Below are 14,741 nucleotides of genomic sequence, written 5' to 3' on the forward strand. Positions count from 1 at the left end.
TTGACTTTGAAAGGCGCCGCTGGTCGGCGCCTTTTTTATGCCTGCATGACTTGATACACCTGCATCTTCAGCTCCTTTTTTGATAGCGCCACGGGTGGGGTAGTCCTCCCCCTATGGAAATGCTGGTGGTAACGGGCGCCTCGCTGCTCGCCGTGTTTCCGGGCGCACCGCCGGCGACCCTGCCGGGCACCAACAAGAGCGCGTCTATTTGGGGCACCCCGAGCAAAGGCCCCAAATGAAAAAAGCCCCCGGAGCGGGGGCTTCTTACAGGGACCGGAGCGCTCACTCCTCGACGAAGGCTTCCTCGCGCTTGGCCTTGATTGCGGGCAGCAGCACGATGCCCAGCAGCAGCGCAGCCGCCACCAACAGCCCCGCCGACAGCGGCCGGGTGATGAATACGCTCCACGCACCGCGCGACAGCAGCAGCGCGCGCCGCAGGTTCTCTTCCATCATCGGCCCGAGGATGAAGCCCAGCAGCAATGGCGCAGGCTCCGTGCGCAGCTTGATGAACAGGTAGCCGATGAAGCCGAAGGCCGCCACCATCCACACGTCGAAGGTGTTGTTGTTGGTCGAGTACACGCCGATCGCGCAGAACAGCACGATGGCGGGGAACAGGAACTTGTAGGGCACCGTCAGCAGCTTGATCCACATGCCGATCAGCGGCAGGTTCAGGATGATCAGCATCGCGTTGCCGATCCACATCGAGGCGATCAGGCCCCAGAACAGCTCGGGGTTGCTGGTCATGACCTGCGGGCCCGGCTGGATGTTGTGGATCGTCATTGCGCCCACCATCAGCGCCATCACCGCGTTGGGCGGAATGCCCAGCGTCAGCAGCGGGATGAAGGAAGTCTGTGCACCGGCGTTGTTGGCCGACTCGGGCGATGCCACGCCGCGGATGTTGCCCTTGCCGAAGGGCACTTCGCCGGGGCGCATGCGGATCTTCTTCTCCAGCGCATACGAGGCGAACGAGGCCAGCAGCGCGCCGCCCCCAGGCAGGATGCCCAGTGCAGAACCCAGGGCCGTGCCGCGCAGCACCGCGGGCAGCATGCGCTTGAAGTCGTCCTTGGTGGGCCACAGGCCCTTGACCTTGTGCGTGAACACTTCGCGCTCGTCGTCGGGCTGCGAGAGGTTGCCGATGATTTCGCCGTAACCGAACACGCCCATGGCGATCACCACGAAGCCGATGCCGTCGGTGAGCTCCGGAATGTCGAAGCTGTAGCGCGCGACACCCGAGTTGACGTCGGTGCCCACGATGCCCAGCAGCAGGCCGAGCACGATCATCGCCACTGCCTTCAGCAGCGAGCCCGAAGCCAGCACCACGGCGCCGATCAGGCCCAGCGTCATCAGCGAGAAGTACTCGGCCGGACCGAACTTGAAAGCCAGCTCGGTCAGCGGCGGCGCGAAGGCGGCCAGGATCAGCGTGCCGACGCAACCCGCGAAGAACGAGCCGAGGCCGGCCGCGGCGAGCGCCGGGCCTGCGCGGCCCTGCCTTGCCATCTGGTAGCCGTCGATACAGGTGACCACCGAGGACGACTCCCCTGGCAGGTTAACCAGGATGGCCGTGGTCGAGCCGCCGTACTGCGCGCCGTAGTAGATGCCGGCCAGCATGATCAGCGCCGACACGGGCGGCAGCGCGTACGTGGCGGGCAGCAGCATCGCGATGGTTGCGACCGGGCCGATGCCCGGGAGCACGCCGATCAGCGTGCCCAGGATGCAACCCAGCAGGCAGTACAGCAGGTTGGTGAAGGTGAAGGCAACGCCGAAACCGATGGAAAGGTTGTGGATCAGGTCCATGGTGTGCGCTCCTCAGCCCGAAATGAAAGTGGGCCAGACCTGGATCTGGAGCTTCAGTGCCCAGATGAAGGCCACGTAGCTGCCAGCCGCCAGGATGGTCGAGAGGATCAGCACGTCGCGCAGCTTGAAGTGCTCGCCCGCCATGCTCGAGATGATCGTGAGCGCGTAGATCGCGATGATCATCCCCATGGCCGGCAGCCCGATGCTGGGCAGGCCGCCCAGCAGCACGCCGAAGGCCAGGTTGGCGCCGAGCACGAAGGCCAGCGGCTTCCAGGCCCATTTGCCGATCGGGTGGCCGTCGGTGGTTTCGACCACCAGTGCCTGGAACATGATGATGGCCCCGAGGATGGCCAGCAGGATGCCCAGCATGAGCGGGAAGTAGCCCGGCCCCATGCGGGCGCCGTCGCCGATGGTGTAGGTGGTCGCGCCTATCGCAAAGGCGCCCCCCACGGTGGTGAACATGACTCCTGAAAAGAAGTCAGCCTGACTCTTGATGCGCATGTCGTCTCGCCCCTCTTGTATGGAAGGGTGAGGGTCGTTCTGCGGGCCTGACCGTTGGCTGACCTGCCCGGTACGGACAAATGCTTACCGCAGGGCTAGGGTTCTCCCTCGACGCCCCCTGCGCCACAGAGGGCCACAAACGAAAAAAGCTCCCGAAGGAGCTTTTCATTCAGAAGCCCGAAGGCTCTGGAGGGAAGGGCTTAGTAGCCGCCGCGACCACCGCCGCCGCCGCCGTAACCGCCGCCACCACCGCTGCGGCCACCGCCGCCGCCGCCGTAACCGCCGCCGCCACCACCACCGTAGCCGCCACCACCACCACCACCGCCGTAGCCGCCGCCACCACCGGTACGGGGGGGACGAGCTTCCATCGGACGGGCTTCATTCACCGTCAGGGCGCGGCCCTGCAGCGAGTGGCCGTTCATGGCTTCGATGGCTGCGAGTGCTTCAGCATCCGAACCCATTTCGACAAAGCCGAAGCCCTTCGAACGGCCGGTGTCACGTTCCATCATGACCTTGGCGCTGACGATTGCGCCGAACTCGCCAAAGGCTTGTTCCAGGTCGTTGTCACGCACGGAGTAGGCGAGGTTGCCTACGTAGAGTTTCTTGCCCATTGAGGGACTCCTAATTCAAACCAACAAGACAAAGCGATGGAGTCCCAGAATCACAACAAACAAAATGCGCTGTGGCGCGAAACTGACCGATCACCGAATTACGTGCACGGGAGACAAAGCTCACAGACACGTAGGCCGGATTATCCAGCCCTAATTGCAAAAAACGTGGCGAAATCGTGTGTTATTGAGAAACATCCCGGCGCGACGGGCGGTTTCGCAACGGTTTCAGCAGGTCCGAGAGCCCGTTGTGGTCTATTTCATGCATCAAATGGAGTAGCCGGCCTATTTCCCCCGAGGGAAAACCCTCGCGTGCAAACCACGTCAGGTAATTTCCGGGCAAATCGGCAATCAGCGTGCCTTTGTGCTTGCCAAAAGGCATTTCGAGCGTCACCAGCCGCTGCAGGTCTTCAGGTTTCATCGCGTGCTCAGCCTCCCGCCCGCTTGACCGTGTGGCCCTGCTTCATGAGTGCGGCAATCACTGTTTCGCGATGGTCGCCCTGGATTTCGATCACGCCGTCCTTCACCGTACCGCCCGAGCCGCAGGCCGTTTTCAGCTGCTTGCCGAGTGCCGTGAGCGCCGCCGCATCGAGCGCGACGCCCTTGACCACCGTCACGCCCTTGCCTTTGCGCCCCTTGGTCTCGTGCGATACACGCACAATGCCGTCGGTGGCCGGTACGCGCGCCTTGAGTTCCTTGCAGCGGCACTGGGCCACCGGCTCCCCGCAGTCGGGGCACATGCGCCCGCCCGCCTCGGTGGAGTACACCAGGGCGCTGCCGGACTGATTGCGCTGCTGTTTCATCGTCGACATTCGATTCGTCTCTTCTCTCTCTGTCTGCTTACATGCCATTCGACTCACTGGGCCTGATCCCCGCGCTCGTGCAGGCTGCCGCCCAAAGCGGCTACGCCGCGCCGACCGCCATCCAGGCCGCGGCCATCCCCGCGATTCTGCAAGGTCGCGACGTGCGGGGCTCGGCGCAGACCGGCTCCGGCAAGACCGCAGCATTTTCCCTGCCCCTGCTGCAGCGCCTGGGCGCTGAACGCGCGCAGGGCTCGTCGCGCCGCGTGCGTGCCCTGGTGCTCGTGCCCACCCGCGAACTCGCGGCCCAGGTCGGCGAAACCATGCGCAGCCTGGCGCAGCACCTGCCCGAGCGCCTGAAGATCGTCGTCGCATTCGGCGGCGTGTCGATCAACCCGCAGATGATGGGCCTGCGCGGCGGCGCCGACATCGTCGTTGCCACTCCCGGCCGTCTGCTCGACCTGGTCGAGCACAACGCGCTGAAGCTCGATGCCGTGTCGATGCTCGTGCTCGACGAGGCCGACCGCCTGTTCGACCTCGGCTTTGCCGAAGAACTCGGCCGCATCCTCGCGCTGCTGCCCAAGCAGCGCCAGAACCTGCTGTTCTCCGCCACCTTCCCGAGCGCCATCCAGGCATTGGCAGATGGCATGCTGCACGACCCGGCCGTCGTCGACGTGCAGGGCGAGCCCGGCACCGAGCCGAACATCGTGCAGCGCGTGATCGAGGTCGACGCCGCCCGTCGCACGCAGCTGCTGCGCCATCTGCTGAAGCAGCACGAGAACGAATGGGACCGCGTGCTTGTCTTCGTCGCCACACAGCACGCGGCACAGATCGTGGCCGAGAAGCTCTACAAGAACGGCATCTACGCAGTGCCCTTCCACGGCGACATCGCGCAGGGCACGCGCACCGACATCCTTTCGCAGTTCAAGCAGAGCCGCTGGGACGTGGTGATCGCCACCGACCTCGCGGCGCGCGGCATCGACATCGCGCAGCTGCCCGTGGTCATCAACTACGACCTGCCGCGCTCGCCGACCGACTACATCCACCGCATCGGCCGCACGGGGCGCGCAGGAGAGAGCGGCCTTGCGATCAGCTTCGTGAGCGCGTCGACCGAGGCGCACTTCCGGCTGATCGAAAAGCGCCAGGGGCTGAGCCTGCCGCGTGAGCGCGTCGAAGGCTTTGAGCCGACGGAAGTGGCGGTGCCGTTGGTCGATGCGTCGGGCACCGGGGGCATCAAGGGCAAGCGGCCGAGCAAGAAAGACAAGCTGCGTGCGGCGGCGAAGGCTGCGCAGCCGAGCGACGACGGCGAAGGGCGCTGACGAAGTCTTTCGTCAGGCTTCAGCCGACGTGAAAAGACGCCGGCCGATGCTTCGCCAGCTCAGCGAGCAGCAACGTCCACGCCCGAGTCCCTTGCTGGATTGAAGCCAGTCTGAAGAACTCATTCGGCGCATGCACGTCTTCATCGGGCAGGTTGAAGCCGAACATCAGCGTGTCGATGCCCAGCATCTCCTTGAAGATCGAAGTCACCGGCACGCTCGCGCCGAGCCGCACGTGGATCGGACGCCGGCCGCTCTCTCGTTCGAGCACTGCTTCGGCCGCGCGCACCAGCGGATGGTCCGGCGCAAGGGTGGATGCCGGTGAGCCGTCGTTCATCGCCACAATGTCGAGCGTGCAGCCGGGCGGGCAGTGCCGCTGCAGGTGGCGCAGCACGGCGTGGATCACGGCGCCCGGGTTCTGCCCCGCGACCACGCGCGTCGTCAGCTTGGCGGTCGCTTCGCAAGGCACGATGGTCTTGCCGCCGCTGCCCGTGTAGCCGCCCCACAGGCCGTTGACGTCGAGCGCGGGCCGCAGCGTGACGCGTTCGCGCGCGGTGTAGCCGGGCTCGCCGTGCGCGCTGCCGCAGACATCCGAGAAGAACGCGGCTTCGTCGTACGGAAAAGCCGCGGTGTCGGCGCGCTGCCTGGCGCTGAGCGATATCGCGCCCTCGTAGAAGCCTTCGACCGCCACGCCTCCATCCGCATGGTGCAGCGATGTGACCAGTCGCGCCATCTCGTGCAGTGCGTTGCGCACGCTGCCACCGTAGCGGCCGGAATGCAGGTCCTTGCTCGCGGTCCGCAACCGCACTTCGAGCTGCGCGTTGCCGCGCGCGCCGGTGTTGATCGTCGGCACCTCCGCGCTCGCGCGCCCACCGTCGGCGGACAGCACTGCGTCGGCCTGCAGCAGCGCGCGGTGGCGCTCGACGATGGTTCGCAGCGAGGGGCTGCCGGTTTCCTCCTCGCCTTCGAGGAACACCTTGATGTTCACCGGGCTCCGGCCCTGCACCGCGAGGAACGAGGCGATCACCTCCAGCGCGATCGTGGTCGAGCCCTTCACGTCGGAAGTGCCGCGCCCGTAGAGCCGGCCGTCCACCTCCGTCGGCTCGAACGGCGGCGTGCGCCACTGCCCGACGGGATCGGCGGGTTGCACGTCGTAGTGGCCGTAGATCATCAGCGTGGGTTGGCCGGGCGCGCCGTTCCATTCGCCGTAAACGGCTGGCTCGCCGCCGCCGTCGAGCAGGCGCACGCCGGCCAGGCCGATCTGCTGCAGCCGTTCGATGAGAAGGCGCCGGGCCTCGTGCATGCCCGGTGCGAAGGACGGGTCGGCGCTCACGCTCGGGATGCGCAGGAAGGCCTTGAGCCAGCTCACGATCTCCGGCTGGCGGGCGTCGAGGTGGTCGATGACTTGTTGTTCGTTCATGGATGAGTGGGTGCGGTTGGTTCGTCAGTCAGTACATCGGCGGGAACACGTCCGGTCCCCACAGCGTGTCGCACTTGTGCGTGTGCTCGAACGCGTTGCTCGATGTCTTGACGGCGGGGTAGGCGAACTCGATCAGCGCGCGGTCCGACGGCCCCATGGAGCGCGGCCAGCGCGTCGCGACGTTGCGGCCGTCGCCGTTCGGGTCGCCGTTCTTCGCGAAGTTGAGGAGGTACGCGACCATCTGTGCCGACAGCGCCTTGCGCTGTGCCGTGGTGGCTACGTCGGGCGTGGCGCTGCCGGGGTCGTAGTACGGATAGCCGGGCAGCGCATCGACCGTGCCAGTGAGGTAGTAGCTGTCCATGCCGTGCGCCGTGCCGTAGTAGAAGGCCGTGGGGCTCGCCGGAAACGACAGCTGCGGATCGGTCATCTCCCAGCCGTACACCGGCACCCAGGCCGCGAGCGCATCGCGCCGCGCGCTGTTGCCGCAGGCGTACATCGCGTCGCCCATGGCTCGCGCGATGCCTTGCGCCGGCACGGCGTAGTTGCTGATCGGGTAGGCCGCCTCGATGGCCGTGGTGTCGTAGCCGGCCGGCGCGAGCCCGCGCAGGTACAGCGGGTAGTAGGTTGCGCTCAACTTGGTGTCGACGAACAGCGTGCCCTCGTCGTACACGCCGCCGATCATCACGGGCACCTGGTTGAAGTTGCCGGTCGCGAAGGCGCGGGCGGGCACCTGCGTGATGACCTGCGCGTCGACCGTGGGCCGCCACTTGAGCCCGCCCTGCGCGAGCAGTGCCGACACAGGCAGCGCGCGCAGGCAGGCGACAATGTCGGTGGCGGCGCTGCATCCGAGGTTCTGCACGGCGGTATCGCCGACTGCCAGCGAGGTGTCCATGCTCGGGTTCGAGTACTCGGCCGCGCCGCCGCTTTGCATCACCGCGCGCTGGAACAGTCCCTTGGCCTTCGGCGACTGCAGCAGCGAGAAGCTCTGTGTTGCGCCCGCCGAAGTGCCCCAGAGCGTGACGTTGCCCGCATCGCCGCCGAAGGCCGCGATGTTCTTCTGCACCCAGCCGAGCGCGGCCAACTGGTCCATCACCGCGAAGTTGCCGAGGCTGCCGTCCTTGTTGGCCGCGCGCAGCGCCTTGTTCGCAAGGTAGCCGAGCGCGCCCAGCCGGTAGTTGATGCTGACGACGACCACGCCGCGGCTCGCCAGCGGGCTCGGACCCATCTCGCCCGAACCCAGCGTGAACGCGCCGCCATGGATGTAGAAGACCACCGGCAACTTGTCGCCGGGCTTCGTGCCCGCCGGCTTCCACACGTTCAGGTAGAGGCAGTCTTCGGCGATCGATGACGACACCGCGCCGGGTGCCTGCGGGCACGCATTGCCGAAGGCCTTGGCCTGCAGCGTTGCCGCATGTGCGGCCGGCAGTTGTGGCGGCGCCCAGCGCAATGCGCCCACCGGCGGTTGCGCGTAGGGAATGCCGAGGAACGACACCATGTTCGCGCCGGCGCTGCCCGCGACCTTGCCTTCAGTGGTGACCGCGACCGTGAGGTCGTCCTGCGCAGGTGCGGGTGCCACCGGTGCGGGGCCCGCGGCCGGTGGCAGCGCGATGCCGCTGAAACCCGTGCCGCCGCCACCGCCGCCGCACGCCGAGAGCGACAGCGCGACCACCAGCGCCAGGCCATTGATTTGTCTCGTCTTCATGGATGCACCTCTTGTTTTGGAATGGAATGGGGGCTCAGGGCGACTCGTAGCCGATGGTCTTGACGAGGTCGCGGTAGCGCGCAATCTCGGCTGCGTAGAACTTCTCTCCCGCCTCCAGGCTCATCGGCTCGAAGACGGTCTTGGCCTGCGACTCCAGCTGCGCGCGCGCATGCGGGTTTTTCAGCGCGGCGGCGATCGCGGCGTTGAGCCGTTCGGCCACCGGCCGCGGCGTGCCCTTGCGCACCATGTAGGAGGTCCAGATGCCGAAGTCGAAGTCCTTCATGTCCTTGCTCTGCGCGCTGGTCTGCAGCGTGTCGAAGGGCGCGGGCAGCCGCTTGCCGGGCGACAGCGAGCCGATCACGCGCAGGCGCCCCTGCTTCACGTAGTCGGCATAGAAGGCCTGGTAGGGCATGAACGCGAAGTCGATCTGCCCGCCGATCAGGTCCTGAATGATCGGCGCGCCGCCCTTGTAGGGCACGTGCGTGACGGGCGCGCCGGTGCGCTTGACGAAGAGCTCGCCGAGCAGGTGGTACAGCGTGCCGGCGCCCGGTGTGCCGTAGCTCAGCGGCGCGTCCTTGCGCGAGCGCGCCAGCGCCACGAATTCATCGAGCGAGTGGGCCGGCAGCTGGCTGTTGACCACCAGCACCAGCGGCGAGGTGGCGACCGGCGCGATCCACTGGAAGTCCTCTGGCTTGTAGCGCGTGCTCTTGTTGACCAGCCCCGACAGGATCAGCTCGTTGGGCGAGCCCTGGAACAGGTAGTGGCCGTCGGCCGGCGCTGCCAGCACTTTGCCCGCAGCGATGGCGCCGGTCGCGCCGCCGATGTTCTCGACGATCACCTGCCCGCCGAGTTCCTTGCCGATCAGCTCGTTCAGCGCCCGTGCGGTGAAGTCGCTGGCCGCGCCCGCCGGATAGGGAACCATCATCGTGACGACCTTCGAGGGGTAGGGCGCCTGCGCCATCGCCACCGTGCCGCAGCCTAGAAAAGCCAGCGCGCAAAGCCATTGACCGAACCGCTTCATGGGAAATTCCTTGGTCCAAAGTAGTACGCGATGGATGCTAGGAATCAGCGGTATATCTGTCCAATGCATTGTTTTTGTCATTACCATGAGTACGCCTCATACGTATGACAACGGACGGCCCACCATGAACCTCCAGCAACTCGACCACCTGCTCGCGCTCGCCGAAACCGGCTCCTTCAGCCGCGCGTCCGAGAAAGTGCATCTCACGCAGCCGGCGCTCAGCCGCAGCATCCAGATGCTCGAACAGGAACTCGGCATGCAGCTGATTGACCGTGTCGGCAAGCGCAACGAGCTCACGCCCTTCGGTGCGATGGTGCTGGCCCGCGCCAAGCGCATCTCGATGGAGACGCACGAACTGAAGCGCGCCGCCGCGCTGCTGGCCGACGGGCAGGCCGGCTTGGTACGGCTGGGGCTTGGCGCCGCGCCGGGAGCGTTGTTCTCGTCGCCGCTGCTGACTCACATGTTGCGCAACCACCCGCGCGTGGGCCTGCAACTGCACGGCGGCGGGCCTGACTTGCAACTGGCGGCGCTGCGCACGCGCACGCTCGACGCGCTGGTGCTCACCTACCGGGCGGTGTCACCGCGCGAGGACCTGCACATCGATGTGCTGCCGACGCTGCGCTCCGGCTTCGTCTGCCGGCGCGGCCATCCCCTGCTCGCGAAGGGCCGCGGCAAGCCCGTGCGCTTCGACGACCTCGTGCGCTACCCGGTGGTCTCGACGATGGTCAGCGACGACGTGGCGCGCATCCTGGTCGAGCGCTACGGCAGCGATGCGAGCCCGCAGCGCTGGCTGCATGTGTCGTCGGAAGACATCGGCGCGTTGATCGATGCCGTGCGCAATACCGACGCGATCTTCCTGGGCGTGCTCGCTGCCACCCGCGCGCTGCAGGACAGCGGCGAACTGGCCGAGTTGAAGGTGGAGCCTGCTGCGGGGCTCAACGCGCAGTTCGCCTTCGTCACGCTCGAAGGCCGCACCGAGGCGCCTGCGCTGCGGCTGGTGCGCGAGTTCTGCGTTGGGCTCGCGCAGGCCAGCGCCGATCAGTCTGCCGCGTAATCGACCTGGTGCCGCGCGACGCGGAGGTCGCCCAGTTCTTCGCGAATGCGCAGGTGTGCAGGGTGCGTGGCGTAGCCGTCGAGCGAGGCCTGGCTGTCGAACTCGCTGTAGAGCACCACGTCGCAGGCATAGCTTGCGCGGCTCGCATCAACTCCCACTTCGATGTGCAGCAGGCCCGGGATCTGGCCGCGCAGCGATTCGAACTTGTGCTTGAGCAGCTGGCGGGCCTGCGTCTTTTCTTCCGGCGTGTCGCCACGCAGGTCCCACATCACGATGTGCTTGAACATGCGCACGATGGTAAGCAGGCGCCTCGCGAAAGGCCATGCGTTGCAGGCCTTCGCGCGTGAAGAACAGTTTTCCGCTTCCGCGCGTTGCGCGCCGCTATGCGTGCTGCTTGCCGAGGAAGCTCGAGATCAGATCCATCGGCAACGGGAACACGATGGTCGTGTTCTTGTCGGCACCGATCACCGTGAGCGTTTCCAGGTAGCGCAGCTGAATGGCCTGCGGCTCCTGCGCCAGCACGCGCGCGGCCTGGAACAGCTTCTCCGAAGCCTGCAGCTCGCCCTCGGCGTGGATCACCTTGGCACGGCGTTCGCGTTCCGCCTCCGCCTGCCGCGCGATGGCGCGCACCATCGATTCGGTGAGGTCGATCTGCTTGATCTCCACGTTCGACACCTTGATGCCCCATGAAGCCGTCTGCACGTCCAGCGACTCGCGCACGTCGAGGTTGAGCTTCTCGCGCTCGGCCAGCATGTCGTCGAGCTGGTGCTTGCCGAGCACCGAGCGCAGGGTGGTCTGGGCCAGCTGACTGGTGGCGTTGAAGAAGTCCTTCACCTGGATGATGGCCTTCTCGGCATCGACGATGCGGAAGTAGACGACCGCGCTGACCTTCACCGACACGTTGTCGCGCGAGATCACGTCCTGCGTCGGCACTTCGAGCACCACGGTGCGCAGGTCGACGCGCACCACCTGCTGGATGGCCGGTATCACGAGCACCAGACCCGGCCCCGAAACCTTCGAGAAGCGCCCGAGGGTGAACACGATGCCGCGTTCGTACTCCCGGAAGATCCATACCGCTGAAAACAGCAGCACCGCCAGCAGAACAATGATGACGGCGCCGATGCCGGAGGTGAGAGAGAGCATGTTGGTCTCCTGCAACCCAGCGAAAGCGCTGGATGGTTGGACACCCGGCGCGCGGCGGCGTTCCTCGCGGCACGAAGAAAGAAAGGCCGGCAAAGAAAGGCTTGCGGCTACCAGCCCATCTGCTTGGCCGCCAGCTCCTTCATGATCTCTTCGGCCCCGCCGCCGATCATCATCACCTTCACCTCGCGGTAGATGCGCTCGCTCACCGTGCCGCGCATGAAGCCCATGCCGCCGAGGATCTGCACCGCCTGGTCGGCGCAGAACTGCATGGTCTGCGTCGCGTGGTTCTTGAGCATGCAGATCTGCGCGACCCATTCGGGTGCATTGAAGCGCCCCGCCGCTTCGAGCGCGTCGCCCTCGGCCGATACCGCCTCGATCCAGGCCTCGGTGGAGGCGATGCGCATCTGCATGTCGACGAGCTTGTGGCGCACCGCCTGGTGTTGGATGAGCGCAGCGCCGAAGGTCTTGCGCTCGCGCGCCCAGGCCAGCGCCTCGTCGAGGCAGGCCTGCGAGAAACCCAGCGTGCCCGCCGCGATGCCGATGCGTTCGCCGTTGAAGTTGCCCATGACCATGCGGAAGCCTTCGCCCTCGTTCCCGAGGAGGTAGCGCGCCGGCACGCGCACGTTGTCGAAGTGCAGCGTAGCGGTGTCGGAGCACAGCCAGCCCATCTTCGACAGGCGCGTGCGCGAAAGACCCGGCGTGTCGCCCGGCACCAGCAGCATCGAGATGCCGCCCGCGCCGCGCCCTTCGCCAGTGCGCACGGCCACGGTGATCCAGTCGGCACGCATGCCCGAGGTGATGAAGGTCTTCTCGCCGTTGACTACGTAGTGGTCGCCGTCGCCGTCTGTTTCTCGCCTTGCAGTAGTGCGCAACGAGGCCACGTCGGAGCCGCCACCGGGCTCGGTGATGGCAAGCGCTGCGATCTTCTCGCCGCGCAGCACCGGCGGCACGACTTCTTGGCGCACCGCGTCGCTTGCATGCAGCACCACGGGCGGCAGGCCGATGTTGTGCGAGAACAGGCTCGCGAGCACGCCGCCGCTCTTGCCATGGCGCGCGAGCGCGACCCACGCCGGCAGCTTCAGCGAATACGAGGCGGGCGTGCCGCCGAGTTCTTCCGGATAGCCCAGGCCCAGCAGGCCGAGTTCGGCGGCCCGCGCGTAGAGCGCGCGTGGAAACTCACCCGCGTCGTCCCACGCCTGCACATGCGGCGCGATCTCGCTTTCGGCAAAGCGCCGCACCGTATCGGCGAGCGCGACTCGGTCGGCTTGCAGTTCGGCGTCCATGCTGTGTTCAACCGCGCGGCGGCCGCTTGGCGATGCCCATGGTCTTCGCAAGGATGCCGAGCATCACTTCGTCCGCGCCGCCGCCGATGGAGCCCAGCCGCCCGTCGCGGTACAGCCGCGAAACGCGGTTTTCCAGCGTGAAGCCCATGCCGCCCCAGAACTGCAGGCAGGTGTCGGACACCTGCCGCGTGAGGCGGCCGGTCTTGAGCTTGGCCATCGAGGCCAGTTCGAGCACGTCCTCGCCCTGCACATGCAGGTCGCAGGCGCGATAGGTGAGCGCGCGCAGTGCTTCCACCTCGGTCTTGAGTTCGGCCAGCTTGAACTGCACCCACTGCTGGTCGGCCAGCGTGGCGCCGAACATCTGCCGCTGCTGCGCCCATTCGATGGTCTGCGCGATGCAGTCTTCCATCGGTTCGAGCGAACTTGCGGCCGCCCACAGGCGCTCTTCCTGGAACTGCTGCATCTGGTAGACGAAGCCCTGGCCCTCTTCGCCGACGCGGTAGCGCTGCGGCACGCGCACCTTGTCGAAGTAGATGAGCCCGGTGTCGCTCGAATTCATGCCGATCTTGCGGATCTTCTTCGCCTTCTCGATGCCAGGGCTGTCCATCGGCACCATCACGAGCGACTTGTTGCGGTGCACGGGGCCGTCGCTGGTGTTGACAAGCATGCACATCCAGTCGGCCTGCAGGCTGTTGGTGATCCACATCTTCTGGCCGCTGATGAGGTAGTCGTCGCCGTCCTTGCGCGCATGGCTCTTCAGGCCCGCAACGTCGCTGCCCGCGCCGGGCTCGCTCACGCCGATGCAGCCGACCATGTCGCCGGCGATCGCGGGGGCCAGGAACTCGCGGCGCAGTTCGTCGCTGCCGAAGCGCGCGAGCGCCGGCGTGCACATGTCGGTCTGCACGCCGATCGCCATCGGCACGCCGCCGCAGCTGATGTGGCCCAGCGCCTCGGCCATCGCCATCGCGTACGAGTAGTCGAGCCCGGCGCCGCCGAAGGACTCGGGCTTGTTCAGGCCCAGCATGCCGAGATTGCCGAGCTTCTTGAAGACCTCGTGCGCGGGGAAGATCTCGGCCGCCTCCCATTCGTCCACGTGCGGGTTGATCTCGTCGTCGATGAAGCGCCGCAGCGTCTTCTGGATCTCGAGGTGTTCGTGGGTGTACTGCATGGTGTCTTGTCTCCGGTCGTTCGTTCTTTACTTGTCCTGGAACACGCGCGGCGTCTGCGCGAGATGGAAGCCATCGAAAGGCCGCACCGCCGCGCGCTGCTGCGTCTGCGCATCGGGAATCTCCATCGGCCAGCCCATGCGCACCTGCGGCCGTGCGCCGTCCACGCGCAGCACGCTGCCGCTGATGAAGCTGGCCGCGGGGCTCAGCAGGAAGGCGATGGCGGCAGAGGTCTCGGCCTCGTTGCCGAAGCGGCCCGCGGGCACCGTGTTGCGCATGGCGCGCAGCATGTCGCCGGCTTCGGTCGGGTAGTGGTCCATGCCGCTCGATGCGATGTAGCCCGGCGCCACCGCGTTCACGCGCACGCCGCTCACGGCCCATTCGGCGGCCGCCGTTTCGGTGAAGCTCACCATGCCGGCGCGCGCCGCGCCGCTGTGGCCCATGTTGGGCATGGAGCCCCAGATGTCGGCCACGATGTTGACGATGGCGCCGCCGTTGGCCTGCATGCTTTGCACATAGCACTCGCGCGCGACCAGGAAGCCGCCCGTGAGGTTGGTGTGGATCACCGCCTCCCAGCCCTTGGCCGAGATGGCGGCGAGCGGCGTGATGTATTGGCCGCCGGCGTTGTTGACGAGGCCGTCGATGCGGCCGTGCGCTGCGACGATGGCGGCGATGGCCGCGCGCACCGCTTCTTCCTGGCGGATGTCGAAGGCCTGTGTGCTGGCCTTGCCGCCGCTGGCTTCGATCTCGGCGCGTACCTTGTCGAGCTTCTCGGGCTTGCGGCCGACCAGCACCACCTGCGCGCCGAGCGCCGCGAGTTCGTGCGCTGTGCAGCGGCCGATGCCGGAGCCGCCGCCGGTGACGACGATGACCTGTCCGCTGAACAGGCCGGGTGCGAAGACGGAGCGGTAGCGGGAGGATGCATTCATGCGG

At 66.7% G+C, this 14,741-nt stretch carries 15 protein-coding genes and 1 pseudogene; 3 read left to right on the forward strand and 13 right to left on the reverse strand.

What is annotated here, in order from left to right; translation table 11 throughout:
- Positions 1–113: 113 nt before the first annotated feature.
- Positions 114–218: pseudogene (locus AC07O3_RS27745) on the forward strand (sulfite exporter TauE/SafE family protein); the annotation flags it as partial.
- Positions 219–282: 64 nt separating this feature from the next.
- On the opposite strand, the gene AC07O3_RS27750 reads toward AC07O3_RS27745, so the two are convergent.
- The 5 genes from AC07O3_RS27750 to AC07O3_RS27770 form a co-directional block, all read right to left on the reverse strand.
- Positions 283–1,794, reverse strand: a complete 1,512-nt coding sequence (locus tag AC07O3_RS27750; RefSeq protein WP_495340818.1) for a tripartite tricarboxylate transporter permease — start codon at positions 1,792–1,794, stop codon at positions 283–285.
- A gap of 12 nt (positions 1,795–1,806) precedes the next feature.
- Positions 1,807–2,295, reverse strand: a complete 489-nt coding sequence (locus tag AC07O3_RS27755) for a tripartite tricarboxylate transporter TctB family protein (protein WP_093053650.1) — start codon at positions 2,293–2,295, stop codon at positions 1,807–1,809.
- Positions 2,296–2,495: 200 nt separating this feature from the next.
- Positions 2,496–2,906, reverse strand: coding sequence for an RNA-binding regulator (gene rbp, locus AC07O3_RS27760; protein ID WP_093076793.1), 411 nt, complete (start codon positions 2,904–2,906; stop codon positions 2,496–2,498).
- Between the two features lie 181 nt (positions 2,907–3,087).
- Positions 3,088–3,324 (reverse strand): DUF3820 family protein, encoded by a 237-nt coding sequence (locus AC07O3_RS27765; protein ID WP_093053658.1) that lies wholly within the window; start codon positions 3,322–3,324, stop codon positions 3,088–3,090.
- Positions 3,325–3,331: 7 nt separating this feature from the next.
- Positions 3,332–3,706 (reverse strand): translation initiation factor Sui1, encoded by a 375-nt coding sequence (locus AC07O3_RS27770; RefSeq protein WP_495340898.1) that lies wholly within the window; start codon positions 3,704–3,706, stop codon positions 3,332–3,334.
- Positions 3,707–3,747: 41 nt separating this feature from the next.
- On the opposite strand from AC07O3_RS27770, the gene AC07O3_RS27775 reads away from it, so the two are divergent.
- Entirely contained in the window at positions 3,748–5,022 is a 1,275-nt protein-coding gene (locus tag AC07O3_RS27775; RefSeq protein WP_489014845.1) for a DEAD/DEAH box helicase, read from the forward strand.
- A gap of 19 nt (positions 5,023–5,041) precedes the next feature.
- On the opposite strand, the gene AC07O3_RS27780 is transcribed toward AC07O3_RS27775, so the two are convergent.
- The 3 genes from AC07O3_RS27780 to AC07O3_RS27790 are packed head-to-tail and all read right to left on the reverse strand — an operon-like array spanning position 5,042 to position 9,162.
- Positions 5,042–6,439 (reverse strand): dipeptidase, encoded by a 1,398-nt coding sequence (locus AC07O3_RS27780; protein ID WP_495340819.1) that lies wholly within the window; start codon positions 6,437–6,439, stop codon positions 5,042–5,044.
- Between the two features lie 28 nt (positions 6,440–6,467).
- Positions 6,468–8,141: a carboxylesterase/lipase family protein gene (locus AC07O3_RS27785; protein ID WP_495340820.1), complete on the reverse strand. Its 1,674-nt coding sequence runs from the start codon at positions 8,139–8,141 to the stop codon at positions 6,468–6,470.
- Between the two features lie 34 nt (positions 8,142–8,175).
- Complete coding sequence (locus AC07O3_RS27790) at positions 8,176–9,162, reverse strand: Bug family tripartite tricarboxylate transporter substrate binding protein (protein WP_093076799.1); 987 nt, start codon at positions 9,160–9,162, stop codon at positions 8,176–8,178.
- A 124-nt stretch (positions 9,163–9,286) separates the two neighbouring features.
- Between AC07O3_RS27790 and AC07O3_RS27795 the strand changes: the two genes are divergently transcribed.
- Complete coding sequence (locus AC07O3_RS27795; protein ID WP_093076801.1) at positions 9,287–10,216, forward strand: LysR family transcriptional regulator; 930 nt, start codon at positions 9,287–9,289, stop codon at positions 10,214–10,216.
- Here the strand turns inward: AC07O3_RS27795 and AC07O3_RS27800 are convergent.
- The 5 genes from AC07O3_RS27800 to AC07O3_RS27820 form a co-directional block, all read right to left on the reverse strand.
- A complete protein-coding gene (locus AC07O3_RS27800; RefSeq protein ID WP_307616018.1) occupies positions 10,201–10,503 on the reverse strand; it encodes a Dabb family protein in 303 nt (100 codons plus the stop codon). The genes AC07O3_RS27795 and AC07O3_RS27800 overlap by 16 nt on opposite strands.
- 94 nt (positions 10,504–10,597) lie before the next feature.
- The gene (locus tag AC07O3_RS27805; RefSeq protein WP_093054241.1) at positions 10,598–11,359 is read right to left on the reverse strand and encodes a slipin family protein; all 762 of its coding nucleotides are present in this window, start codon (positions 11,357–11,359) and stop codon (positions 10,598–10,600) included.
- Positions 11,360–11,466: 107 nt separating this feature from the next.
- Positions 11,467–12,642, reverse strand: coding sequence for an acyl-CoA dehydrogenase family protein (locus tag AC07O3_RS27810; protein ID WP_093053669.1), 1,176 nt, complete (start codon positions 12,640–12,642; stop codon positions 11,467–11,469).
- Between the two features lie 7 nt (positions 12,643–12,649).
- A complete protein-coding gene (locus AC07O3_RS27815) occupies positions 12,650–13,810 on the reverse strand; it encodes an acyl-CoA dehydrogenase family protein (protein ID WP_495340821.1) in 1,161 nt (386 codons plus the stop codon).
- Between the two features lie 27 nt (positions 13,811–13,837).
- Entirely contained in the window at positions 13,838–14,737 is a 900-nt protein-coding gene (locus AC07O3_RS27820; protein WP_495340822.1) for an SDR family oxidoreductase, read from the reverse strand.
- Positions 14,738–14,741: the final 4 nt, after the last annotated feature.

This window comes from Variovorax sp. GW821-FHT09D05 (assembly GCF_059416325.1).